The 23,426-nt window shown below is 67.1% G+C and carries 22 protein-coding genes; 5 read left to right on the forward strand and 17 right to left on the reverse strand.

Translation table 11 applies throughout. From position 1 onward, the window contains the following. Positions 1 to 381 precede the first annotated feature (381 nt). The 8 genes from N0B71_RS05010 to amaB form a co-directional block, all read right to left on the reverse strand. The gene (locus N0B71_RS05010; RefSeq protein ID WP_259757609.1) at positions 382 to 1,305 is read right to left on the reverse strand and encodes an ornithine cyclodeaminase family protein; all 924 of its coding nucleotides are present in this window, start codon (positions 1,303 to 1,305) and stop codon (positions 382 to 384) included. A gap of 126 nt (positions 1,306 to 1,431) precedes the next feature. Beyond that, positions 1,432 to 2,148 (reverse strand): ABC transporter ATP-binding protein, encoded by a 717-nt coding sequence (locus N0B71_RS05015; RefSeq protein WP_259757610.1) that lies wholly within the window; start codon positions 2,146 to 2,148, stop codon positions 1,432 to 1,434. After that, positions 2,145 to 3,020 carry an ABC transporter ATP-binding protein gene (locus N0B71_RS05020; protein WP_259757611.1) on the reverse strand — a complete coding sequence of 292 codons (876 nt, stop codon included), beginning with the start codon at positions 3,018 to 3,020 and terminating at the stop codon, positions 2,145 to 2,147. Before N0B71_RS05020 ends, N0B71_RS05015 begins: the two co-directional genes overlap by 4 nt. After that, complete coding sequence (livM, locus tag N0B71_RS05025; RefSeq protein ID WP_416785125.1) at positions 3,017 to 4,321, reverse strand: high-affinity branched-chain amino acid ABC transporter permease LivM; 1,305 nt, start codon at positions 4,319 to 4,321, stop codon at positions 3,017 to 3,019. The genes N0B71_RS05020 and livM overlap by 4 nt, the downstream gene beginning before the upstream one ends. Positions 4,322 to 4,323: 2 nt before the next feature. Beyond that, the gene (locus N0B71_RS05030; RefSeq protein ID WP_259757613.1) at positions 4,324 to 5,238 is read right to left on the reverse strand and encodes an ABC transporter permease subunit; all 915 of its coding nucleotides are present in this window, start codon (positions 5,236 to 5,238) and stop codon (positions 4,324 to 4,326) included. A 132-nt stretch (positions 5,239 to 5,370) separates the two neighbouring features. Beyond that, positions 5,371 to 6,507 (reverse strand): branched-chain amino acid ABC transporter substrate-binding protein, encoded by a 1,137-nt coding sequence (locus N0B71_RS05035; protein WP_259757614.1) that lies wholly within the window; start codon positions 6,505 to 6,507, stop codon positions 5,371 to 5,373. A gap of 412 nt (positions 6,508 to 6,919) precedes the next feature. Continuing rightward, the gene (gene amaA / locus N0B71_RS05040; protein ID WP_259757615.1) at positions 6,920 to 8,203 is read right to left on the reverse strand and encodes an L-pipecolate oxidase; all 1,284 of its coding nucleotides are present in this window, start codon (positions 8,201 to 8,203) and stop codon (positions 6,920 to 6,922) included. Between the two features lie 142 nt (positions 8,204 to 8,345). Then, complete coding sequence (gene amaB, locus N0B71_RS05045) at positions 8,346 to 9,836, reverse strand: L-piperidine-6-carboxylate dehydrogenase (RefSeq protein WP_311197207.1); 1,491 nt, start codon at positions 9,834 to 9,836, stop codon at positions 8,346 to 8,348. Positions 9,837 to 9,956: 120 nt separating this feature from the next. Between amaB and N0B71_RS05050 the strand changes: the two genes are divergently transcribed. Continuing rightward, positions 9,957 to 10,850 (forward strand): LysR family transcriptional regulator, encoded by an 894-nt coding sequence (locus N0B71_RS05050; RefSeq protein ID WP_259757617.1) that lies wholly within the window; start codon positions 9,957 to 9,959, stop codon positions 10,848 to 10,850. A 169-nt stretch (positions 10,851 to 11,019) separates the two neighbouring features. Here the strand turns inward: N0B71_RS05050 and N0B71_RS05055 are convergent, their stop codons facing one another. Then, positions 11,020 to 11,712: an NUDIX hydrolase gene (locus N0B71_RS05055; RefSeq protein WP_259757619.1), complete on the reverse strand. Its 693-nt coding sequence runs from the start codon at positions 11,710 to 11,712 to the stop codon at positions 11,020 to 11,022. A 168-nt stretch (positions 11,713 to 11,880) separates the two neighbouring features. Here N0B71_RS05055 and N0B71_RS05060 point away from each other — a divergent pair, with 168 nt between their 5' ends. From N0B71_RS05060 to nadE, 3 genes are read left to right on the forward strand one after another with little or no spacing between them, the layout of a single operon-like run. Beyond that, positions 11,881 to 12,528, forward strand: coding sequence for a nicotinamidase (locus N0B71_RS05060; protein ID WP_259757620.1), 648 nt, complete (start codon positions 11,881 to 11,883; stop codon positions 12,526 to 12,528). Between the two features lie 2 nt (positions 12,529 to 12,530). Continuing rightward, a complete protein-coding gene (pncB, locus tag N0B71_RS05065; protein WP_259757621.1) occupies positions 12,531 to 13,727 on the forward strand; it encodes a nicotinate phosphoribosyltransferase in 1,197 nt (398 codons plus the stop codon). A 33-nt stretch (positions 13,728 to 13,760) separates the two neighbouring features. After that, positions 13,761 to 14,588 carry an ammonia-dependent NAD(+) synthetase gene (gene nadE, locus N0B71_RS05070; protein WP_259757623.1) on the forward strand — a complete coding sequence of 276 codons (828 nt, stop codon included), beginning with the start codon at positions 13,761 to 13,763 and terminating at the stop codon, positions 14,586 to 14,588. A 46-nt stretch (positions 14,589 to 14,634) separates the two neighbouring features. On the opposite strand, the gene trhA is transcribed toward nadE, so the two are convergent. Both trhA and azu read right to left on the reverse strand, forming a co-directional pair. After that, positions 14,635 to 15,261 (reverse strand): PAQR family membrane homeostasis protein TrhA, encoded by a 627-nt coding sequence (trhA, locus tag N0B71_RS05075; protein WP_259757625.1) that lies wholly within the window; start codon positions 15,259 to 15,261, stop codon positions 14,635 to 14,637. Between the two features lie 125 nt (positions 15,262 to 15,386). Further along, the gene (gene azu / locus N0B71_RS05080) at positions 15,387 to 15,833 is read right to left on the reverse strand and encodes an azurin (protein WP_259757627.1); all 447 of its coding nucleotides are present in this window, start codon (positions 15,831 to 15,833) and stop codon (positions 15,387 to 15,389) included. 365 nt (positions 15,834 to 16,198) lie between these two features. Between azu and N0B71_RS05085 the strand changes: the two genes are divergently transcribed. Then, the gene (locus N0B71_RS05085; protein WP_259757629.1) at positions 16,199 to 16,786 is read left to right on the forward strand and encodes a TIGR00730 family Rossman fold protein; all 588 of its coding nucleotides are present in this window, start codon (positions 16,199 to 16,201) and stop codon (positions 16,784 to 16,786) included. A 4-nt stretch (positions 16,787 to 16,790) separates the two neighbouring features. On the opposite strand, the gene N0B71_RS05090 is transcribed toward N0B71_RS05085, so the two are convergent. From N0B71_RS05090 to N0B71_RS05115, 6 genes are all read right to left on the reverse strand, one after another. Beyond that, positions 16,791 to 17,180: a type IV pilin protein gene (locus N0B71_RS05090; RefSeq protein WP_259757631.1), complete on the reverse strand. Its 390-nt coding sequence runs from the start codon at positions 17,178 to 17,180 to the stop codon at positions 16,791 to 16,793. Continuing rightward, positions 17,177 to 20,404: a pilus assembly protein gene (locus N0B71_RS05095; protein WP_259757632.1), complete on the reverse strand. Its 3,228-nt coding sequence runs from the start codon at positions 20,402 to 20,404 to the stop codon at positions 17,177 to 17,179. Before N0B71_RS05095 ends, N0B71_RS05090 begins: the two co-directional genes overlap by 4 nt. A 19-nt stretch (positions 20,405 to 20,423) precedes the next feature. Next, positions 20,424 to 20,879: a pilus assembly PilX family protein gene (locus N0B71_RS05100; protein ID WP_259757633.1), complete on the reverse strand. Its 456-nt coding sequence runs from the start codon at positions 20,877 to 20,879 to the stop codon at positions 20,424 to 20,426. A gap of 14 nt (positions 20,880 to 20,893) precedes the next feature. Beyond that, positions 20,894 to 21,829, reverse strand: coding sequence for a PilW family protein (locus N0B71_RS05105; protein WP_259757634.1), 936 nt, complete (start codon positions 21,827 to 21,829; stop codon positions 20,894 to 20,896). Position 21,830: 1 nt separating this feature from the next. Continuing rightward, the gene (gene pilV / locus N0B71_RS05110; RefSeq protein WP_259757635.1) at positions 21,831 to 22,304 is read right to left on the reverse strand and encodes a type IV pilus modification protein PilV; all 474 of its coding nucleotides are present in this window, start codon (positions 22,302 to 22,304) and stop codon (positions 21,831 to 21,833) included. A 240-nt stretch (positions 22,305 to 22,544) separates the two neighbouring features. Continuing rightward, positions 22,545 to 23,396, reverse strand: a complete 852-nt coding sequence (locus tag N0B71_RS05115) for a mechanosensitive ion channel family protein (protein WP_259757636.1) — start codon at positions 23,394 to 23,396, stop codon at positions 22,545 to 22,547. Positions 23,397 to 23,426 lie beyond the last annotated feature (30 nt).

A 23,426-nucleotide genomic window follows, 5' to 3' on the forward strand; every position in this document is an offset into this window, starting at 1 on the left:
AGCCGCGCGAAAGCCGCATGGCTGCTGGCGCGCCGCGACTTGCGCCCACCTTGTCCACAGGCTGTTCCCTGTTTTCTGTGGGCAAGCGCAACGCCGGATTCTGCCTGGACGATTTTCGAGCGCCCCGCTACGGGCCGCGCCGCCGCTGCGCTGGAGAAGTTCTTCCCAAGGTTATCCACAGGTCTTTCAACGGCTGCCGGGGACAACTATCGGGACAGCGGAACTTTCCTGCCCAGGCGTAACTGTCCATCCATACAGGGGTTGCAGCCCTGTCGAGCAGAAATCGACCGCCCTGCTGCACCCCTGATCCTCCGGGGCCCGGGCTCCCAGAGGTTATCCACAGGCGAACCCACAGATTTTCTGGACGCTTTCGGCGGCGCCTCACTGCAGCAGCAGGCGCGCCGCGATCAGGTCTTCCAGTGCGTAACCGACGGACTTGAACAGGGTGATCTCAGAGTCATCCGCGCGTGTGCCGCGACCGCGCAGCAGGTCGCTGAGCTGGCAATCAATAGCGCTCTCGTCGATCACGCCCTCGCCCAGCGGGATCAGCAAGTCGCCCGCCTCTTCCAGCGCGCCGTCGCGGGTATCCACGACAATGCGCGCGCGGCGCACGGCGTCGCTGTCGGTCTCGCGCATGGATGGCAGGAAGGCGCCGACCAGATCGAGGTGGCACCCCGAGCGCAGCCAGGCGCCGTGAACGATGGGCTCGCGGGAGGTGGTGACGCAGCTGATGCAATCCGCCGCCGCGACGGCGCCGCGCAGGTCCGCGCAGGCATGGACGGGATAGCCTTCCTCCTGCAGTTGCCTGGCCAGCGCGTTCACCTTGTCGTCCTGGCGGCCCCAGAGGGCGATGTCTTCGTATTCGCGCACCGAGCAGTGGGCGCGGACCATGTGCGGTGCCAGGGTGCCGCTGCCGACGATCAGCAACCGCCGTGCATCCCGGCGCACCAGGTAATCGGCGGCCAGGGCGGAGGTGCAGGCGGTGCGCCGCGCGGTCATTTCCGAGGCTTCGAGCATGGCCAGCGGGCGGCCGGTCTCGCCGTCGAACAGGCAGAACAGCGCGGCCACCGCCGGCAGGTTCTTCGCGCCGTTGCCGGGGAACACGGTGACCAGCTTGACGCCGATATCCTGCCCCGGCCGCCATACCGGCATGGTCAGCAGCGAGGCGTTGTCGGGCAGCTCATGGCAGCCGCGCACGGGCGCCTGGCACTCGCCGGCCAGGCCAACGCGCAGGGCTTCGATCAGTTGGGGATAGCCCAGGCGTTCGGCGACGTCGGTATTGGTGAGGAAGCGGAGGTCGTGCATGAAAGCGCCTCTTCAGGAAGCAGGGATAACCTGTAGGAGCGAGCTTGCTCGCGAACAAACCCCGCTGCGGAACTGTTCGCGAGCAAGGACTAGGCGTCCCCCTCGGTCCTACGAAGAGCTACAGCATCAGTGCCCGCCCAGGTACGCGTTGCGAACCTCCTGGTTACCCAGCAGCTCCGCGCCGGTGCCGCTCAGGCGGATCTCGCCGTTGACCATCACGTAACCACGGTCGGACAGCTTCAGTGCGTGGTTGGCGTTCTGCTCCACGAGGAACAGGGTCATCCCGCTCTGCGCCAGCTCGCGCAGGGTCTGGAAGATCTGCTTGACCACGATGGGTGCCAGGCCCAGCGAGGGTTCGTCGAGCAGCAGCAGCTTGGGCCGGCTCATCAGCGCGCGGGCGATGGCGAGCATCTGCTGCTCGCCGCCGGACATGGTCATGGCGCGCTGGTTGCGCCGCTCCTTCAGCCGCGGGAAGAGGTCGAACATGCGCTGCATGTCTTCCTGGGCGTGGTCCATGCCGACAGGAATGGTGCCCATCAGCAGGTTCTCCTCCACCGTCATGTCGGGGAACACCCGACGCCCTTCCGGCGACTGCGCGATGCCGTTGGAGGCCACGTAGTGCGCGGATTTGTTGCGGATGTCCTGGCCCTTGTAGAGGATCGCGCCGCTGGTCGCGCGCGGCTGGCCGAAGATCGACATCAGCAGCGTGGACTTGCCCGCGCCGTTGGCGCCGATCAGCGCCACGGTCTCCCCCTCGCCCACGGTCAGCGAGACTTTCTTCAGCGCCTGGATCGGCCCGTAGAACACATCGACCTCACGGAATTCCAACATCGGCGCCGTCATGCCAGTTCCTCTTCGTCCGCGCCGAGATAGGCGGCGATTACCTTGTCGTTGTGGCGTATCTCGTCCGGCGCGCCACGGGCGATGACCACGCCGTGGTCGAGCACGATGATGTGGTCGGAGATGTTCATCACCATGCCCATGTCGTGCTCGATCAGCAGCACGGTGATGCCGTGGTGGTCGCGCAGGTAGCGCACGATGCGCGCCAGGGCCTGGGTTTCCGCCGGGTTGAGGCCGGCGGCGGGTTCGTCGAGGCAGATCAGCTCGGGCCGGGTGCACATGGCGCGGGCGATCTCCAGGCGGCGCTGCTGCCCGTAGGACATCTCGCCGGCCAGGCGGTTGGCGCAGTCCACCAGGTCCACCACCTCCAGCCAGTAGAAGGCGTGGTCCAGCGCCTCGCTTTCCGCGCGGCGGTAGCCGGGGGTGTTGAGCACGCCGGCGATGAGGTTGCGGTTGACGAACATGTGCTGGGCCACCAGCAGGTTCTCCACCACCGACATCTCGCGGAACAGCCGGATGTTCTGGAAGGTGCGCGCCAGCCCCGCGCGGTTCACCAGGTGGGTGCCGCCGAACATCTTGTAGTAGAGGCGGTTGGCGAACTGCGCCGGGTTGACGAAGTCACCGCCCTGGAACGGCTGGCCGAGCACCTTGATGACGTCGGTGGTGCCGCCTTTCGTGTTGAGCAGGATGTTGCCGCCGGTGGCCTTGTAGAAACCGGTCAGGCAGTTGAACACCGTGGTCTTGCCGGCGCCGTTGGGGCCGATCAGCGCGGTGATGGAGCCGCGCTCCACGTCGAGGTTGACGTCGTTGAGCGCCTTGATGCCGCCGAAGTGCATCATCAGGTGCTCGACGCTGAGGATCTTGTCACCGCTCATGGCGCCACCCCCTTGCGTACGGCGAAGCCCGAGCGGCTGATGCGGATCAGCCCGCGCGGTCGCCAGATCATCATCAGCACCATGAGGATGCCGAACAGCAGCACGCGGTAATCGGCGAAGCTGCGCAGCAACTCCGGCGCGACGGTGAGGACGAAGGCGGCGATCACCACGCCCACCGTCGAGCCCATGCCGCCCAGCACCACGATGGCGAGGATCAGCGCCGACTCGAAGAAGGTGAAGGACGACGGGTTGACGAAGCCCTGGTAGCTGGCGAAGAACACCCCGGCCAGGCCCGCGGTGGAGGCGCCGAGCATGAACGCCGAGAGCTTCACCAGCACGTGGTTCAGGCCCATGGCACGGCAGGCGATCTCGTCCTCGCGCAGCGCTTCCCAGGCGCGGCCCACCGGCATGCGGGTCAGCCGGTGCTTGATGTAGAGCACCAGCAGCACCACCAGGAACAGCACCACGTAGATGAACAGGAACTTGAAGTTCTGGTTGTACTCGATGCCGAGGAACTCGTGGATCGGCGTACCGCCCTCCTTCGCCCGGCGACCGAACTCGAGGCCGAAGAAGGTCGGCGACGGCACCGGCATGCCATTCGGGCCGCCGGTGAAGGACAGCCAGTTGTTGAGGATCAGGCGGATGATCTCGCCGAAGCCCAGGGTCACGATGGCCAGGTAGTCACCGTGCATGCGCAGCACCGGGAAGCCCAGTAGCGCTCCGGCCAGCGCGGCGGTGAGGGCCGCCAGCGGCAGCACCGTCCAGAAGCCCAGGCCCAGGTACTGGTAGCCCAGCGCCAGGCCGTAGGCGCCGATGGCGTAGAAGGCCACGTAGCCGAGGTCGAGCAGGCCGGCGAGGCCGACCACGATGTTCAGCCCCAGGCCCAGCAGCACGTAGATCAGCCCGAGGATGATCACCGTGAGCAGGTACTTGCTGGCGAAGAACGGGAAGATCACCGCGGCGACGATCACCAGCGGGACGATCCAGCGCAGGCGCGTCTTGTAGCCCGGCGGCAGCACGCTGATGCCCGAGTCGGAGGTCTCGAAGCGTTCCATGACGCGCAGGCCGGCCGGGGTCTGCAGGTACAGGCTGAGCAGCAGGCGGCCGAGCATCACCGCGCCGATCATCCAGGCGAGGCGAACCGGTTCGAGCTTGAAGCTGTAGCCATCGAGCACCACGCCGACGATGGGGCCGAAGACGATCAGGGCGATCAGGCCGGCCAGGACGGTGTCGACGAGGCTCTTCTTGATATCGATGCGTGCCGGTTTCGGCGCGCCGGAAGTCGGGGTCGCGGACATCATGCTTACACCTTCGACACCTGGGGACGCCCCAGGAGCCCTTGCGGCCGGAAGATCAGGATGGTCACCAGCAGGCCGAAGGCGAACACGTCCTTGAAGTCGGTGTTCACCACGCCCGAGAACTGCGCCTCGGCCACGCCGAGGATGAGCCCGCCGAGCATGGCGCCGGGCAGCGAGCCGATGCCGCCGAGCACCGCGGCGGTGAACGCCTTGATGCCGATGATGAAGCCGGCGTAGAAGTCGAAGGTGCCGTAGTTCATGGTGATCAGCACGCCGGCCAGCGCGGCCATGGCGGCGCCGATGACGAACACGTAGGAGATCACCCGGTTGGTGTTGATCCCCAGGATCGAGGCCATCTTGCGGTCCTGCTGGGTGGCGCGGCACATGCGCCCGAGCTTGGTGTACTGGATCACGTAGGTCAGCACCGCCATGCCGACGAAGGCGGCAATGAGGATGAACACCTTGGTGTAGGTCAGCTGCACGAAGCCCTCGCCGATGTGGAACTTGAAGGCGCCGTCGAGCAGCGTGGGCACGCCCTGCTGGCGCGGGCCCTGGGCCAGCTGCACGTAGTTCTGCAGGATCAGCGACATGCCGATGGCAGAGATCAGCGGCGCCAGGCGCGTGGAGTTGCGCAGCGGCTTGTAGGCGATGCGCTCGATCACCCAGCCGTAGACACCGGTGACGACGATGGTGAAGACCAGGGTGCCGAGGATCAGCAGCGGGAACGACTGCAGGCCGAAGAAGGCCAGCAGCGCCAGGGCCACGGCCGAGAGGTAGGCGGAGATCATGTACACCTCGCCATGGGCGAAGTTGATCATGCCGATGATGCCGTAGACCATCGTGTAGCCGATGGCGATCAGGCCGTAGACCGACCCGAGGGTCAGCCCGTTGATCATTTGCTGGAGGAAGATACCGTCCACGATTGGGTACTCGCGCAAGCTGGGCAGGAAAGGCTGACGGCTCGCGCGATCACCGGCTCGTGACCAGCTGCGCGTTTCGTCGACCTGCGGGGAAGCCGGCGCCGCGGGTAGCGGCGCCGGCAGGTCAGGCGGTTACTTCTTGAACGCGTCGAGCTGGTGGTACTTGCCCTTGTCGTCCCACTCGTAGACCACGTAGTCGGAGACTTTCAGGTCGCCCTTCTTGTCCCACTCCTTCTTGCCCATCACGGTCTGCACCGGATTGGCCTTCAGCCAGGCGCTGGCCTTGGCCGGGTCGGTCTTGCCGGCGCCGTTGAAGGCAGCGGCCAGAGCCTGTACCGAGGAGTAGGCGTAGAGGGTGTAGCCCTCGGGCTCGAAACCGTTGGCGCGGAATTTCTCCACCACGGCCTTGCCGTCCGGGATCAGGCGCGGGTCGGCACCGAAGGTCATCAGCACGCCCTTGACGTACTGCGGGCCGCCGGCGGTGGTGACCAGTTCGTCGGTGACGATGCCGTCGTCGGACATGAACTTGGCGGTCAGGCCCTGCTCGCGCATCTGCCGGACCAGCGGGCCGGCTTCCGGGTGCAGGCCGCCGAAGTAGACGACTTCTGCGCCCGAGGCGCGGATCTTGGTGACCAGGGCGTTGAAGTCCTTCTCGCCACGGGTCAGGCCTTCGTACAGCACTTCCTTCACGCCGCGCTTGTTCAGTTGCGCCTTGGTGGCGTCCGCCAGGCCCTGGCCGTAGGTGTCCTTGTCGTGGATCACCGCCACCTTCTTGGCCTTGAGCACGTCGACGATGTAGTCGCCGGCGACGATGCCCTGCTGGTCGTCACGGCCGCACATGCGGAACATGCCGGAGAGGCCGCGCTCGGTGACCTGCGGGTTGGTGGAACCGGGGGTGATGGCGATGACGCCGGCCTCGTCGTAGACCTCCGAGGCGGGGATGGTGGAAGAGGAGCAGAAGTGGCCGACCACGGCGACGGCCTTGTCCTGGTCCACCAGGCGGTTGGCCACGGCCACGGCCTGCTTCGGCTCGCAGGCGTCGTCGGCCTTCACCAGCTTGATCTTCTCGCCATTGATACCGCCGGCGGCGTTGATATCGTCTGCGGCCTGGCTCGCCCCACGCCAGTACTGCTCACCGAACGAGGCGTTCGCCCCGGTATGCGGACCTGCGACCCCGATAACGACATCGGCCTGTACTACGGAAGACACGCCTAGGGCGGCGGTGACCGCCAGAGCCAGAAAGCCTTTTCTGAAAATCTTCTGCGACATGGAGTTTTGCTCCTGAGGGTTTTTGTAATGGCGCGGTGTATGTCTTGTTGGCGATTTCTCGTTTAAGCGATTCAGCGATTAATCGACAGCAAGCGGCGTGCCATTCGTTTTTGTTATTAACCAAGTCCTACAGCGAAAACAGCCCGAGCTGGCAGACATCAAGTGCTAGACACGTGCAACCCATTGAAAGCAGAAGGTGCAACCGGATAGGCAGCAGGGTGCAACCTTCCCTCCCGTGGACTGGCTTTTTCCTGCCACCACAGGCGCAACCCCAACCGTAACCATCGCTGTCACCGAACTGCACATCCGCGGTGCAGACCCGTCGGGGTAACGCACCATAAGAGGCTAGACCAAAGTGCGGCGAGCGGTGGCGGGTCAAACCGGGGCGGCGCACGCCCCGTTCTGAACGACCTCAGATGACCACCCGCAGGCACTGCCCGGCGTGGTAGAGGGAGAAGCCGGCTTCGTACAGACAGCTGCGCAGGCCCACCGCGGAGATTTCCTCCATGGGCCTGAGCGGCATCGGCAGGGCGCTGGCGTCGCCGTCCAGCAGGAAGTCGGCGAAGGCCTTGCCCACCACCGTGCCGGTGGTGACGCCACGCCCGTTGTAGCCGCTCATGGCGACCAGCCCCGGCGCCGGCTCGAACAGGCGCATGAGGTGGTCGGGGGTGAAGTCGATGCAGCCGGTCCAGGTGAACTCCCAGTCCACCTTGCCCAGCTTCGGGAAGTAATGCTGCTGGATGCGATCCGCCCAGCTTTTCAGAAACCACGCCGGCTTGCCGGTGCCCTTGCCCAGGCTGCCGAGCAGCAGGCGGCCATCGGCGTCGCGGCGAATGCTGCTGAGCACCTGGCGGGTATCCCAGGAGCCCTGCCCGCCCGGCAGGATGCGCGCGGCTTCTGCGCCCTCCAGCGGACGCGAGGCAACCTGGTAGTAGTAGCCGGGGAAGAAGGTGCGGCGCAGCTGCGTCCACTCGCCTTCGGTGTAGGCGCTGGAGGCGATCACCACCTTGTCGGCGGTGACCACGCCACCGGCGGTGATGACGTTCCACGTACTGCCCACGCGCACCAGGCCGACCACCGGGGAATGGTGGTACAGCTCGCCACCCAGGCCGAGCACCGCACGGGCGAGGCCGCTGACGTAGGCCATGGGGTTGAGCGTGCCGGCGCGACGGTCGAGCAACGCGCCGGCGATCTTGTCGGTGCCGCAGGCCTGCTCGCACTCGGCGCCGGTGAGCAGCTCCACCGGGGCGCCGCGGCGGCTCCATTGCTCGCAGCGGCTGCGCAGGTCAGCCAGGCCACGGGCGTTGTGCGCCATGTGCAGGGTACCTTCGCGGCGCGCCTGGCAATCGATGCCGTACTGGTCGATCAGCGAGAATACCAGCGACGGGGCGTTGCCGAGCATGCGGTTGACCCGTTGCCCCACCTCCGCGCCCATGCCGGCTTCGATCTCGTCCGGGGGAATCCACAGACCGGCGTTGACCAGCCCGACGTTGCGCCCCGAGCCACCGTGCCCGGTGGTGTGGGCTTCCAGCACGCAGACCTTCTGCCCCCGCTGCAGCAGGTGCAGCGCGGCGGACAACCCGGTAAAGCCCGCACCGATGACACACACGTCGACCTTGCGATCCCCACGCAGCGCCGGAGCTTCCGGGCGGTCGGGAGTCAGGTGTTCCCACAGACATTCTTGGCGAAGCGACATCCAGCGATCCTTCTACGCGAACCTTTGCGAATGACTCTGTACAGCGTGCTTTTCGTAGGAGCGAGCTTGCTCGCGAACGGGTCCGCAGCGGGGCTTGTTCGCGAGCAAGCTCGCTCCTACAGGAAGTGCAATTCCTGCGCGCTCAGTCGAAGACTATGCCCTGCGCCAGCGGCAGTTCCCGCGAGTAGTTCACGGTGTTGGTCTGCCGGCGCATGTAGGCCTTCCAGGCGTCGGAGCCGGACTCGCGGCCGCCGCCGGTTTCCTTCTCGCCACCGAAGGCGCCGCCGATCTCCGCGCCGCTGGGGCCGATGTTGACGTTGGCGATACCGCAGTCGCTGCCCACCGCCGAGATGAAGGCTTCCGCCTCGCGCAGATCGGTGGTGAAGATGCACGACGACAAGCCCTGAGGCACGCCGTTGTTCAGCGCCAGTGCCTCCTCGAAGTCCTGGTAGGGCACCACGTAGAGGATCGGTGCGAAGGTCTCGCTGCGCACCACGTCGCTCTGCTCGGGCATCTCGACGATGGCCGGCGACACGTAGTAGGCCTCGGGGAACTGGTCGGCCAGCTGGCGTTCGCCGCCGAACACCACGCCGCCTTCGCCGCGCGCCTGCTCCAGCGCGCCCTGCATGGCGAGGAAGCTGCGCTCGTCGATCAGCGGGCCGATCAGGTTGCCTTCCAGCGGATGGCCGATGCGCACCTTGGCGTAGGCGGTCTTCAGGCGGCTGACGAACTCGTCCTTCACCGACGCGTGGGCGATCAGCCGGCGCAGGGTGGTGCAGCGCTGCCCGGCGGTGCCGACGGCGCTGAACAGCACGGCGCGCACGGCCATGTCGAGGTCGGCGCTGGGCGCCAGGATCATGGCGTTGTTGCCGCCCAGTTCGAGAATGCTGCGGCCGAAGCGGGCCGCCACCCGCGGGCCGACTTCACGGCCCATGCGGGTGCTGCCGGTGGCGCTGACCAGGGCGACGCGCACGTCGTCCACCAGCGCTTCGCCGGCGCTGCGATCACCGATCACCACCTGGCTGAGGTAGTCAGGCGCATCGCCGAATCGCTTCAGCGCTCGCTCGAACAGCGCCTGGCAGGCCAGCGCGGTGAGCGGCGTCTTCTCCGATGGCTTCCAGACCACCGAGTTGCCGCAGACCAGCGCCAGCGCGGTGTTCCACGACCACACGGCGACCGGGAAGTTGAACGCGCTGATCACCCCGACCACGCCCAGCGGGTGCCAGGTCTCGCGCATGTGGTGGCCCGGGCGCTCGGAGGCGATGGTCAGGCCGTAGAGCTGGCGCGACAGGCCGACGGCGAAGTCGCAGATGTCGATCATTTCCTGCACCTCGCCCAGCCCTTCCTGGGTGATCTTGCCGGCCTCCCAGGACACCAGCTCGCCGAGGGCCGCCTTGCTCGCCCGCAGCTCCTCGCCGAACAGCCGCACCAGTTCGCCACGGCGCGGCGCCGGCACCTTGCGCCAGGCGTCGAAGGCGTGGGCGGCGCGGCCGATCTTCTGCTCCACTTCGGCTGCGCTTTCCAGGCGCACCGCGCCCAGGCGGCTGCCGTCGATGGGAGAGTGGATGACCTGATCGCCGCCGGTGGTGAGGCGGGCGTCGACGCCGAGGGATTCGAGCAGTGCGGAAATCATGCGGACTCCTGTGTCGTTGCGATAACTCATTGGAATGCCAGCAGTAATAAACGGCTTGCCGAGGCACAACAAACGACGTTTCCTATGCACATCATTCCGTAAATTCATGAACCGCCCGCCATGCTGAGCAAACGCCACCTGCCGTCCATGACCGCCCTGCAATGCTTCGAAGCGGTGGCGCGGCACCTGAGCTTCACCCGCGCCTCCGAAGAGCTGAACCTGACCCAGAGCGCGGTCAGCAAGCAGGTCGCGCAGCTGGAGGAAATGCTCCAGCACCTGCTGTTCCGGCGCGTACGCCGCCGCCTGCAACTGACCCCGGCGGGGGACCTGTACCTGGTGGAGGTGCGCAAGATCCTCACCCAGGTGGAGATGTCCACCCACTACCTGCTGTCCTACGGCGGCGAAACCGAAGTGCTGCGCGTGGCGACGCCACCGACCTTCGGCGCGCGCTGGCTGATCCCGCGGCTGAACGGCTGGCGCCATCGCCACCCGAACATCCACCTGGACCTGCGCCAGGAACTGGAGCCGGGCGACCTGCTGCAATCGCGCTGCGACATCGCGTTCTTCTTCGGCGCCGGCACCCTGCCCGGCGCGGAGTGCGTGGCGTTGTTCGGCGAGGAGATGGTGCCGGTGTGCTCGCCGGCGATCCTGCCGGCGCAGCCGCTGAGCGACCCGACCCAACTGGCGGACCTGGTGCTGCTGCAGAACGCCACGCGCCAGGAGGCCTGGCACGAGTGGTTCCTGAGCCTGGGCCGGCACAGCGAGCACAGCTACCACGGGCCACGCTTCGACACCTTCTACATGTGCATCCGCGCGGCACAGGCCGGCTGCGGCGTGGCGCTGCTGCCGCGCTTCCTGGTGGAGGAGGAATTGAACGAGGGCAAGCTGGTGATCGCCTGGGAGCACGGGCTGCAGAGCCGCAGCGGCTACTACCTGGCGTACCCCGAGCATGCGGCGGCGGTGCCGAAGGTGCGGGCGTTCGTGGAGTGGATCGGGGAGCGGGTGGAGGGGTGAGTTACCGCGCGGCCGGGAGCGCCCTCTCCCCAGCCCTGGCTGCGCGCCCCGCTCCGAAGGGAGAGGGAGCTACCCGTGCCGGCTGATGACGTGGAGTGATCCTGCACCGATCAGTCCCCTCTCCCTCCGGGAGAGGGTTAGGGTGAGGGGAAGCGCGAGCGCCGGAGGTTCAGACCAACAAACTCCGATCAAACACGAACGCCCCCTCCCCCTGCGGCGTAAAGCGCAACACATGCTGCGGCCGCCCCATCGGCGGCTGGTGGCGCTCGCCGGTATCTTCCACCCAGCCCGCCGTCTTCATCCGCTCCAGTCTTCCACGCAGGCTGGAATGCTGGATCTCCTCGCCAATGGACAACTCGAAGGCCTTCAGTGCCTCGGCCACGGTGAAGCGCTCCGGCAACAGGTGCAGCGGCAACGCGCTGTACACCGACTTGCCCGCCAACCGCTCACAGGCCTGCTGCACCAGCTGGGTGTGGTCGAAGGGCAAGGCAAAGCGCTCACCGCGCACCGACTCCAGCGGCACGAAGTCCAGGTCTTCGGCGGCCAGCTCGGTATCCGGCGCCACCAGCACCAGGTAGAACACGCTCAGCGACCAGCCCCGCGGGTCGCGCACCGCGTTGCCCACCGTGGCCACCTGCTCCATGTACGCCGGCTGCACCCGCGCCTTTTCACGCAGCGCACGCAGGGCCGCATCGTCCAGCCCGTGGTCGGCGCAGCGGCCGTTGATCAACACCCCGGGCAGCGCCCACTGGCCTTCGAACGGCGCCTGGGCGCGACGGATCAGCAGCAGCTCCAGGCCATGCTCGGGGTTCAGGCGCAGCGCCACGATATCCACGGTGGCCAGCACTTCAGCGGTACTCATCGATGCTCCTCGAATGCCGGGTCGCTCAGCGACACCCTGTGACTTATTTCACCATGTACAGAAAGCATCTTCCACTTCCTGAGATTTTCGATCTTTCTGCTTGACGACTTATTTCACGTCGTGAATTATGTAGCCACGACAGACCACAACGGTCAAGCGGAGGCTTCCATGAACCTGATCGCCAGCTTCGACGTAGATGCCCAGAAGAGCTTCACCCCGCTCTGCCCCGACGAACTGCCGGTGCCCGGCGGTGACGCCGTCGGCGGCGAACTGAACCGGATGGCCGAGCGCGCCCAGCTGCGCGTGGGCAGCAAGGATGCCCACAGCCCGCAGGCCCCCTGGGTGGTGAGCGAGCCGGCACAGATGCTGCAGCCACTGGCCCTGCCCAACGCCGACCTCACCTGGGTCAGCCACTGCGTGCCGGGCACGCCGGGCTTCGAGCTGCTGGATGAGCTGCCCCGGCCGATGGACTACGACTTCTTCGTCTGGAAGGGCGTCGAGCCGGACCTGCACCCCTACGGTGCCTGCTACCACGATCTGGCGGAACGCCGCAGCACCGGGGTGATCGAATACCTGCGGCAGAATGCGGTCAGCCACGTGCTGGTCGGCGGCCTGGCGCTGGACTACTGCGTCAAGACCACCGCGCTGCAACTGCGCCGCGCCGGCTTCCAGGTGCTGCTGTACCTGCCGGCCTGCCGCGCCATCGCGGAGGACACCGCGCAGGCCGCCTGCAACGAGATGCGCGGCGCCGGGGTGGTCCTCTGCGCGGACGAGAACGAATTGGATGGAGCCCTCATGGGCATCAGGGAGAACTGAACATGGCCGAGAGCGTGTTTGCCGACAGCATCGTGCAGAACCTGCTGGACACCGACTTCTACAAGCTGACGATGATGCAGGCGGTGCTGCACAACTACCCCAACGCAGAAGTGGAGTGGGAATTCCGCTGCCGCAACGCCGAGGACCTGCGCCCCTACCTCGCGGAAATCCGCTACCAGATCGAGCGCCTGGCCGAACTGGAAACCACGCCCGACCAGCTGGCCTTCCTCGAACGCATCCCGTTCATCAAGCCGGACTTCATCCGCTTCCTCAGCCTGTTCCGCTTCAACCTGCGCTACGTGCACACCAGCATCGAGGACGGCCAGCTGGCCATCCGCCTGCGCGGGCCCTGGCTGCATGTGATCCTCTTCGAGGTGCCGCTGCTGGCGATCGTCAGCGAGGTGCGCAACCGCTATCGCTACCGCGAGGTGGTGCTGGAGCAGGTCGGCGAGCAGCTCTACCGCAAGCTCGACTGGCTGGCCGGCAACGCCAGCGCGGAGGAGCTGAAGGAATTCCAGGTCGCCGATTTCGGCACCCGCCGGCGCTTCTCCTACCGCACCCAGGAAGAGGTCGTGCACATCCTCAAGCGCGACTTCCCCGGCCGCTTCGTCGGCACCAGCAACGTGCACCTGGCCCGCGAGTTCGACGTGAAACCCATCGGCACCATGGCCCACGAATGGCTGATGGCGCACCAGCAGCTCGGCCCGCGGCTGATCGACAGCCAGATCGCCGCGCTGGACTGCTGGGTGCGCGAGTACCGCGGACAGCTGGGCATCGCGCTGACCGACTGCATTACCATGGACGCCTTCCTGAGCGACTTCGACCTGTACTTCGCCAAGCTCTTCGATGGCCTGCGCCACGATTCGGGCGACCCGCTGGTCTGGGCCGAGAAGGCCATCGCCCACTACCGCCGCCTGGGAATCGACCCGATGACCAAGACCCTGGTGTTCTCCGACGGCCTCGACATGCCCAAGGCGTTGCAGCTCTTCCGCGCATTGCGTGGCAAGATCAACGTCAGTTTCGGCATCGGCACCAACCTGACCTGCGACATTCCCGGCGTCGAACCGATGAACATCGTGCTCAAGATGACGGCCTGCAATGGCCACCCGGTGGCGAAGATCTCCGACACGCCGGGCAAGACCCAATGCCGCGACGAGAACTTCGTCGCCTACCTGCGCCACGTGTTCAAGGTGGCGTAGCAACCCCATCCGTCCCCGACAGGAGCCCCTCCGATGAAAGACAGACAGGCCGCCATCGCCAGAGAACTCAATGTGCAGCCGCCCTTCCAGTCCGACGCCGAGTTGCAGGCCGAGGTCCAGCGCCGCATTCGCTTCATCCAGGATTGCCTGAAGGGTTCGGGCATGAAGACCCTGGTGCTGGGCATCAGCGGCGGTGTCGACTCGCTCACCGCCGGCCTGCTCTGCCAACGCGCCGTGGAGGGCCTGCGCGCCGAGACCGGCAACCAGGACTACCGCTTTCTCGCCGTGCGCCTGCCGTACAACGTGCAGGGCGACGAGCAGGACGCCCAGGATTCCGTGGACGTCATCGCCCCCGACGAGCGCCACACCGTGAACATCGGCCCGGCTGTGCAGGCGCTGGCTGCCCAGACCCAGGCCCTGGAAGGCCTCGCCCCGGCCACCCGCGACTTCGCCCTGGGCAACACCAAGGCGCGCGTGCGCATGGTCGCCCAGTACACCATTGCCAACGCCCGTGCCGGCCTGGTCGTCGGCACCGACCACGCCGCCGAGGCGGTGATGGGCTTCTTCACCAAGTTCGGCGACGGCGCCTGCGATCTCGCCCCCCTCACCGGCCTGGTGAAGAACCAGGTGCGCAGCATCGCCCGCAGCCTGGGCGCACCGGAGCACCTGGTGGAGAAAGTGCCGACCGCCGACCTCGAAGACCTCGCCCCCGGCAAGCCGGACGAGCACGCCCACGGCGTGACCTACAAGGAAATCGACGCCTTCCTGCACGGCCAGGACGTCGGCCAGGAAGCCTTCGACATCATCGTCCGCACCTTCGAGAAGACCCGCCACAAGCGCGCCCTGCCCATCGCGCCGTAAGCACGCGGCGACCGGCGGCGCGGGAGCGATCCCGCGCCGCCTGGGTTCAGTGCTGGGGAATGACGTAGCGCCAGATGGCGATGAAGTGCAGCAGGCTGCCGGCGATCACGAACAGGTGCCAGATGCCGTGCCAGTGGCGGAAGCGGCTGTCATAGGCGAAGAAGATAATGCCGATGGTGTAGCAGGCGCCGCCGCCCACCAGCCAGGCGAAGCCCGCGCCGCCCAGCGCGCGGTACAGCGGCCCGACCGCGATCAGCACGATCCAGCCCATCACCGCATAAATGATGATCGACAGCACCCGCGCCTCGGAGCGCGGCTTGATCTCCTGCAGCATGCCGATCACCGCCATCGTCCAGACGATGCCGAACAGCGTCCAGCCCCAGGGCCCCCGCAGCGTCACCAGGCAAAAGGGCGTGTAGCTGCCGGCGATCAGCAGGTAGATCGAGAGGTGATCGAGCTTGCGCAGGATCACCTTCGCCCGCCCGCGCACGCTGTGGTAGAGCGTCGAGATGCTGTAGAGCAGGGTCAGTGTCGTGCCGTACACCGCCACGCTGACGATGCGCAGCGGCTCGCCCACCAGGCTGGTCGACACCAGCAGCCAGATGCCGCCCACCAGCGCCAGCACGGCGCCGATCAGGTGGGTCCAGGCGTTGAAGCGTTCACCGTGGTACATGGGTCCCCCGTTTCGATTTCAACCACGCAACACTCGACTCCCATTTATGAAATAAAAACCGTGAAAGAAAAAGCCCGACCAAGGGTCGGGCTTTCTCGATCAGCCAACTTCCGAAGAAAGCCGGATCACTTCACGGCCAGCGTGCCCTTCATCATGGCCGAGTGGCCCGGGAAGGAGCAGAAGAAGGCGTATTCGTCGCCAGCCTTGAGCTTGGACACATCGAAGGTCACCGAGTCCTTCTCGCCGGAGCCGATGATCTTGGTGTGGGCGATCACGCGGGTGTCGCCATCCTTGATGTAGTTCTTGTCCAGACCGGCGGCCATGCCATCGGTCACCACGCCCTGCATGTCGGCGGCGGTGGTCAGCACCCAGTTATGGCCCATGACGTTCTTCGGCAGGCTGCCCGGGTGGGAGAGGTTCACGGTGAAGGTCTTGCAGCTCTTGTCCACGGTGATGGCGTTGGTGCTGAACTGCATCTGGTCGTTGCCCTGGATGTCCACGGAGCATTCGGCGGCCAGCAGCGGGGCACTGAACAGGCCAAGCAGGGATACAGCGGCGAGTTTACGGAACATGACATGCCTCCTAGGCAGGTTGGGCGGAGAATCCTGAAGGGGAAGACTGCCCGAACGCGATCGGGGTTCCCCTGATCTGCATCAAGTGGCGTTCCGCCACGTGCGAAGCCTTGAACTGTCTATCAGGCCGATCAGCGCAATCAACGAGGCAGAACAGCGCACCCCGCCTAGCATAGACCCCATCCCCCGGCCCAACAGGAGTTCGCGCCATGCACCGTCTTGCTCTGTTACAAAGTCTCCTCGCCTGCTACGCCTTGGGCGCCTCCGGCGGTGGCTGCCAGCGCGACTGATTTCGGCTTGGTCGCCCTCCTCGCAACCGGTAACCTGTCGGCCTGCACAACCCGGCCTGCACCACGAGGACAGCCATGACCTTGCGTTCCATCTGCGTATTCTGCGGCGCCAGCCCCGGCGCCACCCCGATCTACCAGGAAGCTGCCGAAGCCCTGGGCCGCCACCTCGCCGAGAATGGCATCCAGCTGGTCTACGGCGGCGGCGCCGTGGGGCTGATGGGCATGGTCGCCAATGCCGCTTTGGCCGCCGGCGGCGAGGTCATCGGCATCATCCCGCAGAGCCTGAAGGACGCCGAAGTCGGGCATAACGGCCTCACGCGCCTGGAAGTGGTGGACGGCATGCACGCGCGCAAGGCGCGCATGGCCGAGCTGAGCGACGCCTTCATCGCCCTGCCGGGCGGCCTGGGTACCCTCGAAGAGCTGTTCGAGGTGTGGACCTGGGGCCAGCTGGGCTACCACGCCAAGCCGCTGGGCCTGCTGGAAGTGAACGGTTTCTTCGACCCGCTGCTGACCTTCCTCGACCACCTGGTGCAGGAGCGCTTCGTGCGCCAGCCGCACCGCGACATGCTGCAACGCGCCGCCTCGCCGGCCGAACTGGTCAGTGCCCTGGCCGCCTGGAAGCCCCTGGCCGCGCCGAAATGGGTGGACCGCACGCCCACCTGATCCGTTACCAGCAGCGCTCCATGGCCGCGCCACGGAGCCCGCTGCTGGCCAGCGTCAGCATCCCGCAGGCATCCTGCGCCATCGCGCCGACCGGCACCGCCTGCAGCACATAGCCCGACTCGTCAGGGCCACTGGCGAAGCCCAGGCGGTAGAACGCTTTCGCCGCCTCCCGGGGCGACTGGTCGAACGCCAGCGTGGCGCCCACATAGGTCCCGCGGCTGGTGTAGAAGCGCTCCAGCGCTTGCGCCAGCTCCACCAGCGACTTCTGCGCATCCACCCGGCGCACGCGCTGGATGTGCTCCTGATAGGTCGGCACGGCGATGCCCAGCAGGATACCCATCAGGCACAGGCCAACCAGCAGCTCCACCAGGGTAAAACCGCCCATCCGCCTCATCGCGACTCCCACCAGGCCTTGCGCCCGCCGCCCTTGGGCAGGTCGACGGCCTCGCTATGCGGCCGGCCGTCGCGATCCACCCCGAGGATGCGCCAAGTGCCGCCCGGGTCAGCCTGGAGCAGCACGGCACCCGCCGGCTGCGCCAGGTCGTCGTTGGGCGACGGCAAACGCGCCGCCAGCCGTTCTCCGGAGCCAAGGTCGAGGATCATCCACGCATGCACGAGCGGGTCGGCGCAGGGGTCGGCTCCTGGCGCCATCAGGTTGAACAGTACCCACCTCCCGTCGCGGGCCTGCGGCTGCTCCACCAGGCGCGAGCCATCCGCCGGCAGATCCAGGTACCAGCCCCGCACCGCGCGCTCGTCCGCAACAACCGGCACGGAACGAAGACTGGCCCGTCCGGCGATGGGCCGGCCATCATCGAGCACGCCATACAAGGTCTCGGTGTTTGCGGAGGCTTCGTCATCCCCCACGCGATAGAAACGCCCGCTGCCCAACAGCACCCGCACCTGGCCACTGCGGTCCAGCGCCGCCGTCACCGGCGCACTGATCGCCTGCGGGCTGCCATCCGGCGCCAGCGCGCGGAACAGCGGCTTGCCGGCCAGCGACGGCGTGATCGCCGACTCGCCGCCCTCCTCGCCCGCCAGGTCGACCCGCCAGAGATTGCCCAGGCTGTCGCCGACGTACAGTCGATTGGCGGTTACGCCACCCAGGCTGCTGATCGCCGTCACCGGCCCGAGGTCGCCGGCATCGGGTAGAGAAATGCGCTTGAGCACATGGCCGTCCGCCGCATCGAGCAGCCAGATATCCCCGCCGCGCGTTGGCGGGTCCTTGGCGCCCGACGACACCGCCACCACGAACTTGCCCGACGCCAGGGCCACCAGAACCGGCCGCCCCAGCGTGTAGCCGAGGTCTGCATGACTGAACTCCCAGAGCACGCTGCCGGCGCCTACCCGCTCCGGGTCGGTCACGTCCAGGGCGAACACGCTGTGGCCACCGGCACCAGTGGCGCCCACCAGCAAGGTTCGCCATTGCCCGCCGATCCAGGCATTGCCCACGGCCGGCGAGCCATCGACGTAATAACGGTGTGCGTAGCCGGGCTCGGCCAGCTCACGCAGATGCCCCAGCACCGCCACCGGCACGTAGCCAAACAATTCGCGCCCGTCCCGCGCGTCGAAGCCGTGCAGCATGCCGTCGTTGGCGCCCACCGCCACCAGCGGCGCGCGTTGCTGGAAGAGCGCACTGGCAAGAAAGGCGCGGTAGCTGCTGCCCTGCGGCTCGGGCAACTCGGCGTAGGGCTGCGGATCGTGCCAGGCGTGCACCGGCTGCGATCCAACGATATCCCCCAACCGGCTGGCCCGCAGGCGGAATGGCGATGGGCTGCCGGATTCACGGCGCTCCTGCAGGCGCGACCCGCGCAGGTACGCCAGCAGCGATTCGCCCTGCACGGCGCCGAGCCTGCGGCGTTGCTCATCGTTCAAGGCGCTCCAGTCGAAGGGCATGCCCTCACGGGCGATCAGCGCGCCATCCGCCCCGGCCGTGGCGGGCCGCGCCGTAAGCAGGTTGCGCCCCGCCAGCTGCGCTTCGCTCAACGCGTCCAGCTGCTGCGCCGCCGACCACTGCGGCTGCCGCTCGCCCTCACGCCAGAGCTGCAGGTCGCCGCTCCAGTGCCGCCCCTCCAACAGTGCGCTGAAGTACTCGCCGGGCTGGAGGCCTGCAGTGAACCGGCCGATGCTCCTGGGCTGATCGTCTGCCGTTTCGGCGAAGGCCTGTTTCAACTCATCGCGCAGCCGCTCGGGGTCGGCGAGCGTCAGCAGATGGGCAGGCAAACCATTCGCCGCCTTCCACCAGGTTTCCGGCAGCGGTGACGTGCGTTCGAGGGTGTAGCCGCGCGGCATGGCAAACCCGCCGTACTGGGTCGCCAGCCAGAGGCCGCTCCCCTGCCCGGCGACCTCATGCGAAGCCGCCAGCCAATAGGTCGAAGCACTTTGCCGGCCCGGCAGGTCCGGGCGCAGATCGCGCACATGGGCGTCATAGGCCAGCCCCGCCAGGGCCAGTGCGGCAGCAGAGCCCGCACTGCCGTGCATCCGTGCGACCCGCTGCGCCGCCTGGGCCGTTTCCGGATCAGCCGAGCCGAGCAGGCTCGTGCCAGGCTCACCCGCCCCCGCGCCGCCCACCCCGAGAATGGCGTTGCGCTGGCAGGCGAAGGTGAGCGGATCGGCATGACCATCCACATGACGCAGGTAGCGCGCCGCGGCCTGCAGCAAATCGCCCAACTCATCGAACGGCCGCAGCCCGGATTCGTCGAAGCGGTTGAGCTGCGTGATGCCCCCTGTCTGCCGCGCCAGGAATACCCCGGTCTGCGCCGACCACTCTTTCTGCGGATTGTCTTGCCCATCCGCCAACCAGGGGCCGACGAACCGTTGCGGGGCGCGCAGCAGATCGCCCGCCGCCTGCCCGTCCCGGCCGAAGACACTGAAACGCAGGCGCTCCGCGTACTGTTGCAGCAGCCCTTCGGGCTTGTAGTGCTCGCCGTAGCGCTGGCAGTTGCGCTCCAGCTGACCGGCAAGGCACACCTGCACGCGTACCGGCAGCCGGTAGGTCATCGCCGGCTGCAACGGCTCGCCGGGCAGCAACTCCTGCGGCTCAGCGGGAAAATCAGCGCTGCGGCTGAGCAGCAGGCTGCGCTCCTGCCCGGCGATGCGCAGGTGCAGACTACTGCCGGAAAACGGCGTGGCTCCAGCCACCGCGTCCAGCGGCAGGCTGCGATCCGGGAATGCCACCGACGTTGGCGGGCTCCGTCCCTTCTGCAGCACCGTCAGCCCAGCGCTGTCGAGGAAGCGGTCGCCGCCGGTCAGGACCGCACGGTAGACATCGATCGTCTGCGCCGTTGCCCAGTTGAGGAAGTTGCCGCTCCACGCCTGCCGGCAGACATGGGCCAGGGCCGGGCCGAGGGGTTGAAAGTAGCGTTCCGCCTCGGCCTCGCCCCGGCGGTAGACGTAGCACTTGTCCGGGTCGAAGTAACCGATGTAGCGCTCCCCGGCAGAATACGTGGCGCTCGGATTCGCGGCCGCCGCCTGCGCCGCCTCAGCCGAGGACGGCAACAGCAACAGATTGCCCGGCGCACCGCTGGCGACCTGCAGCGGAACCTGGCTGACCGGCGCCGCGCGGAGCGGGCACGCCAGGATGGCCCCGAGTAATACGGCGCACAGACTTGCGAATTTCACCACCACCTCCTGTTTGCCGTCACCGGATGAAGTAGATGCTGTTCACGCGAACGCTGGAGATCGGCGCACCCGACGGCTGTCGGCGTGCGCCGAAGCCGGTCGCGCGCACCTCGATGGCCACGCCGTTGGCCGCCGCGCCCTTGCCGACCTCCAGACCGTCGCTGGGCAGCCAGCGCAGGAAGCGCAGCCGGTACACCGGCGCCGCCGCGCCTTCGGCAAAGCCAACGACGACGCCATCGGTGTCGTAAGCGGACGCCTCGACGCCGCCACGCCGGCGGATATCGCGGGCCGCCGCCTCGCCCGCGCGCAGCGCCACTTCCGCCGCCTGCAGTGCGCCCTGCCGATCACGCAGATTGCCGGCCATGCGCTCCTCCAACTGCACCATGCGCATGCCCGCCAGACCGACGAGGGTGAGCAGCACCAGCATGACCAGCGACACCAGCAACACCGCGCCGCGCGCTGATCCTCGGGACATCGAACGGCGCCTCGTCATGGCGGGAGGTTCCGCAGCGCGATGGTGCTGCCCATCACCAGGCGCAGCCTGCGCTCCGCGTTAGGTGCCAGGGTCCGGCCGTCGAACGCTAACGATGCAGGCGCCTCGTCAACGTCACGGGCCTGGCTCTGCAACAGCAGGCTGACGCGCACCGTGCGCACCCGCGGCCAATCCCCGGCCGCCATTTCCCTGGCTGCCTTGTAGGTCGACACCACCTCACTGTTCGCCCCCGCTACGCCGTAGCGCAGGCTCATGCCGGCGACGCCGGTCACCAGTTCACTGGTCTGCTTGTCGAGGTTGTCGCTGTTTTCAGTGACGAACAGCCCTGTCGTTCCATCGTCGTTGCGACGCACCCAGTAGATGGCGTAGCGGTAGGGGTAGACCCGCGTGGCAGGGGCCAGGAAGTGCTCCAGCGAACGATCCGCAAGCAGGCTCGATGCGTTGCCGGCATTGCGCATCAGCAGGCAGGACTGTTGGTCGCTGAGCAGGTAGACAGCCCCAGCCACCACACTGCCTGCGGCGAGTGTCAGGCGATTGCCAGCAATCGATTTCGTCTCGACGGTCGAAGCGGAGGCGAGGCGCAGCAGCAACGCGTCGGTATTGGCCAAGCGCCCGGCCGGCACCCAGGCGGCAGCCGACATGCCGGGGGCATACCCCTCGATGCCGGATTGCTCCAGTGCGAACAGCGCACCTTCTGCTCCACAGGCGTTGACCAGCCCGCCTGGGCAGGCCCCCGTGAAGCCGGCGCTGCGCAGGTCCTGCGCCATGGCTTCCAGCGCGAAGCGCCCGGTCTCCTGCAGTTCGGCCAGGGCCACGCTGGCCTGATAGCTGCGCTTGCTGCTCAGGACGACCTGAATGACACCCGCCAGGAGCAGCAGGCCGAGCGCCGTGGCGACCAGCAGCTCCACCAGCGACAGCCCGCGCTGGCGCATGTCACAGCCCTGCCCGATAGACGAACGTCTCCCGACCATCGCCCGGCGCTTCCAAGCGGTCACGGGCGCGGCGATCGTTCCAGCGGACGGAGATCAGCGCGCTGAACAACTCCCCGCTGCGGCTCACTTGCACCGAGCCGCTGCCCGTCCCGCCGAGCGTCTCGCAGACCGCGGCCAACCACTGGCCGAGGTCGAGTTGCGCCCGCGTCGAGCCGGCTGCTTTCGGGCATCCGCCTGCTACCTCGGCGAAGCCCGTGTCATAGGCCCCCGCGCGGGCGGCGTCCGGATTGGCGCGCAGCAGATCGGCCATCTCGCCGGCCAGCCAGGAGGCCTGGGAGCGATGCAGCGCGCTGTAGCCAGCGGCAATCCCAGCATTCTGCAGCCCCGCCATCCCCAGCAAACCGATGCCGAGGATCAGCACCGAAACCAGCACCTCCACCAGGGTGAATCCTTCACTGCGCTTGCCGCCATCCATGCTCGTGCCTCGCCGGGGGTAGACACTCAGAGTGCAAGCCGTGTAGCGGAGCAGTCAGCCAGACGATGGCTGGGAGAAGTTAGGGAAAAATCCGCCAGCCGACCGGGATCGAGCGTGCAACTAGGACGGCGTCCGAAGTACGACGCGCCTCATGCGTTCAGCCCGCCATCCGCCCCAGCGGGCCACGCCGGAAAAAGAAAAGGCCACCTACCGGTGGCCTTTTGCATGGGCGCGTAAGCCTCAACCATTCCCCGACTGCTGCACGATCACCGTCTGTGCCGGCATTGGTGCCGGGAAGTCGGTGCCCAGGGCTTCCTTGATGGTGCGGTTGGTGTCGAAGTAGACCTGCCAGTAGTTGTCGTTGTGGCAGTACGGGCGCACCGCGAGTACCGGGCCGACCAGGTTGAATTCGAGGATTTCCACGTCCACCGGCGGGTCGCTCAGCACATTGGGGATCGCCGCGATGCGCTGCTTGAGTACTGCCGCGGCGGCCTGGTAGTCAGCGGCGCCGGAGAGCTGCGCCTTGAGGTCTACGCGGCGGAAGGTGTTGTGGCTGAAGTTCTGGATGGTGTCGCCGAAGATCTTGTTGTTGCCCACCAGCGTCAGGACGTTGTCCGGGGTGTTGATGGCGGTGGCGAACAGGCCGATTTCCTTCACGGTGCCGGTGACACCGCCGGCGGAGACGAAGTCGCCGACCTTGAACGGCCGCAGGACGATGATGAAGCCGCCGGCGGCGAGGTTGGCCAGCAGGCCGGACCAGGCCATGCCGATGGCCAGGCCGATGGCGGCGATCAGCGCGGCGAGGCTGGTGGTCTGCACGCCGAAGTAGCCGAGGATGCCGACGACCAGGAGGATGTTCAGGGTGACGGTGATGAAAGAGCCGACGTAGCGCAGAACGGTGGGGTCGACGCTCTGTCGGGCCAGGGCCTTTTCGACCATGTTGACGGCGAAGCTGATCAGCCAGCGGCCGAGCACCCAGAAGAGGATGGCGACAATGATCTTCACACCGAAGGCGAGCGCGTACTGCGAAACCGTCGCCCACAGTGCGTTGATCTTCTCCGTACCCACATTGATGATGTTCGTATCGTCCATGGAAGCGCACCTGCGAGAGAAAGGGACCAG

This window comes from Pseudomonas sp. GCEP-101 (assembly GCF_025133575.1).
GTDB classification, from domain to species: Bacteria; Pseudomonadota; Gammaproteobacteria; order Pseudomonadales; family Pseudomonadaceae; genus Pseudomonas; species Pseudomonas nitroreducens_B.

Bases quoted from the DNA above. Each gene is read 5' to 3' on its own strand.
- N0B71_RS05010 (WP_259757609.1), bottom strand. From the start codon at position 1,305: ATGCACGACCTCCGCTTCCTCACCAATACCGACGTCGCCGAACGCCTG.
- N0B71_RS05015 (WP_259757610.1), bottom strand. From the start codon at position 2,148: ATGACGGCGCCGATGTTGGAATTCCGTGAGGTCGATGTGTTCTACGGG.
- N0B71_RS05020 (WP_259757611.1), bottom strand. From the start codon at position 3,020: ATGAGCGGTGACAAGATCCTCAGCGTCGAGCACCTGATGATGCACTTC.
- livM (WP_416785125.1), bottom strand. From the start codon at position 4,321: ATGATGTCCGCGACCCCGACTTCCGGCGCGCCGAAACCGGCACGCATC.
- N0B71_RS05035 (WP_259757614.1), bottom strand. From the start codon at position 6,507: ATGTCGCAGAAGATTTTCAGAAAAGGCTTTCTGGCTCTGGCGGTCACC.
- amaA (WP_259757615.1), bottom strand. From the start codon at position 8,203: ATGTCGCTTCGCCAAGAATGTCTGTGGGAACACCTGACTCCCGACCGC.
- amaB (WP_311197207.1), bottom strand. From the start codon at position 9,836: ATGATTTCCGCACTGCTCGAATCCCTCGGCGTCGACGCCCGCCTCACC.
- N0B71_RS05050 (WP_259757617.1), top strand. From the start codon at position 9,957: ATGCTGAGCAAACGCCACCTGCCGTCCATGACCGCCCTGCAATGCTTC.
- N0B71_RS05055 (WP_259757619.1), bottom strand. From the start codon at position 11,712: ATGAGTACCGCTGAAGTGCTGGCCACCGTGGATATCGTGGCGCTGCGC.
- N0B71_RS05060 (WP_259757620.1), top strand. From the start codon at position 11,881: ATGAACCTGATCGCCAGCTTCGACGTAGATGCCCAGAAGAGCTTCACC.
- pncB (WP_259757621.1), top strand. From the start codon at position 12,531: ATGGCCGAGAGCGTGTTTGCCGACAGCATCGTGCAGAACCTGCTGGAC.
- nadE (WP_259757623.1), top strand. From the start codon at position 13,761: ATGAAAGACAGACAGGCCGCCATCGCCAGAGAACTCAATGTGCAGCCG.
- trhA (WP_259757625.1), bottom strand. From the start codon at position 15,261: ATGTACCACGGTGAACGCTTCAACGCCTGGACCCACCTGATCGGCGCC.
- azu (WP_259757627.1), bottom strand. From the start codon at position 15,833: ATGTTCCGTAAACTCGCCGCTGTATCCCTGCTTGGCCTGTTCAGTGCC.
- N0B71_RS05085 (WP_259757629.1), top strand. From the start codon at position 16,199: ATGACCTTGCGTTCCATCTGCGTATTCTGCGGCGCCAGCCCCGGCGCC.
- N0B71_RS05090 (WP_259757631.1), bottom strand. From the start codon at position 17,180: ATGAGGCGGATGGGCGGTTTTACCCTGGTGGAGCTGCTGGTTGGCCTG.
- N0B71_RS05100 (WP_259757633.1), bottom strand. From the start codon at position 20,879: ATGTCCCGAGGATCAGCGCGCGGCGCGGTGTTGCTGGTGTCGCTGGTC.
- N0B71_RS05105 (WP_259757634.1), bottom strand. From the start codon at position 21,829: ATGCGCCAGCGCGGGCTGTCGCTGGTGGAGCTGCTGGTCGCCACGGCG.
- pilV (WP_259757635.1), bottom strand. From the start codon at position 22,304: ATGGATGGCGGCAAGCGCAGTGAAGGATTCACCCTGGTGGAGGTGCTG.
- N0B71_RS05115 (WP_259757636.1), bottom strand. From the start codon at position 23,396: ATGGACGATACGAACATCATCAATGTGGGTACGGAGAAGATCAACGCA.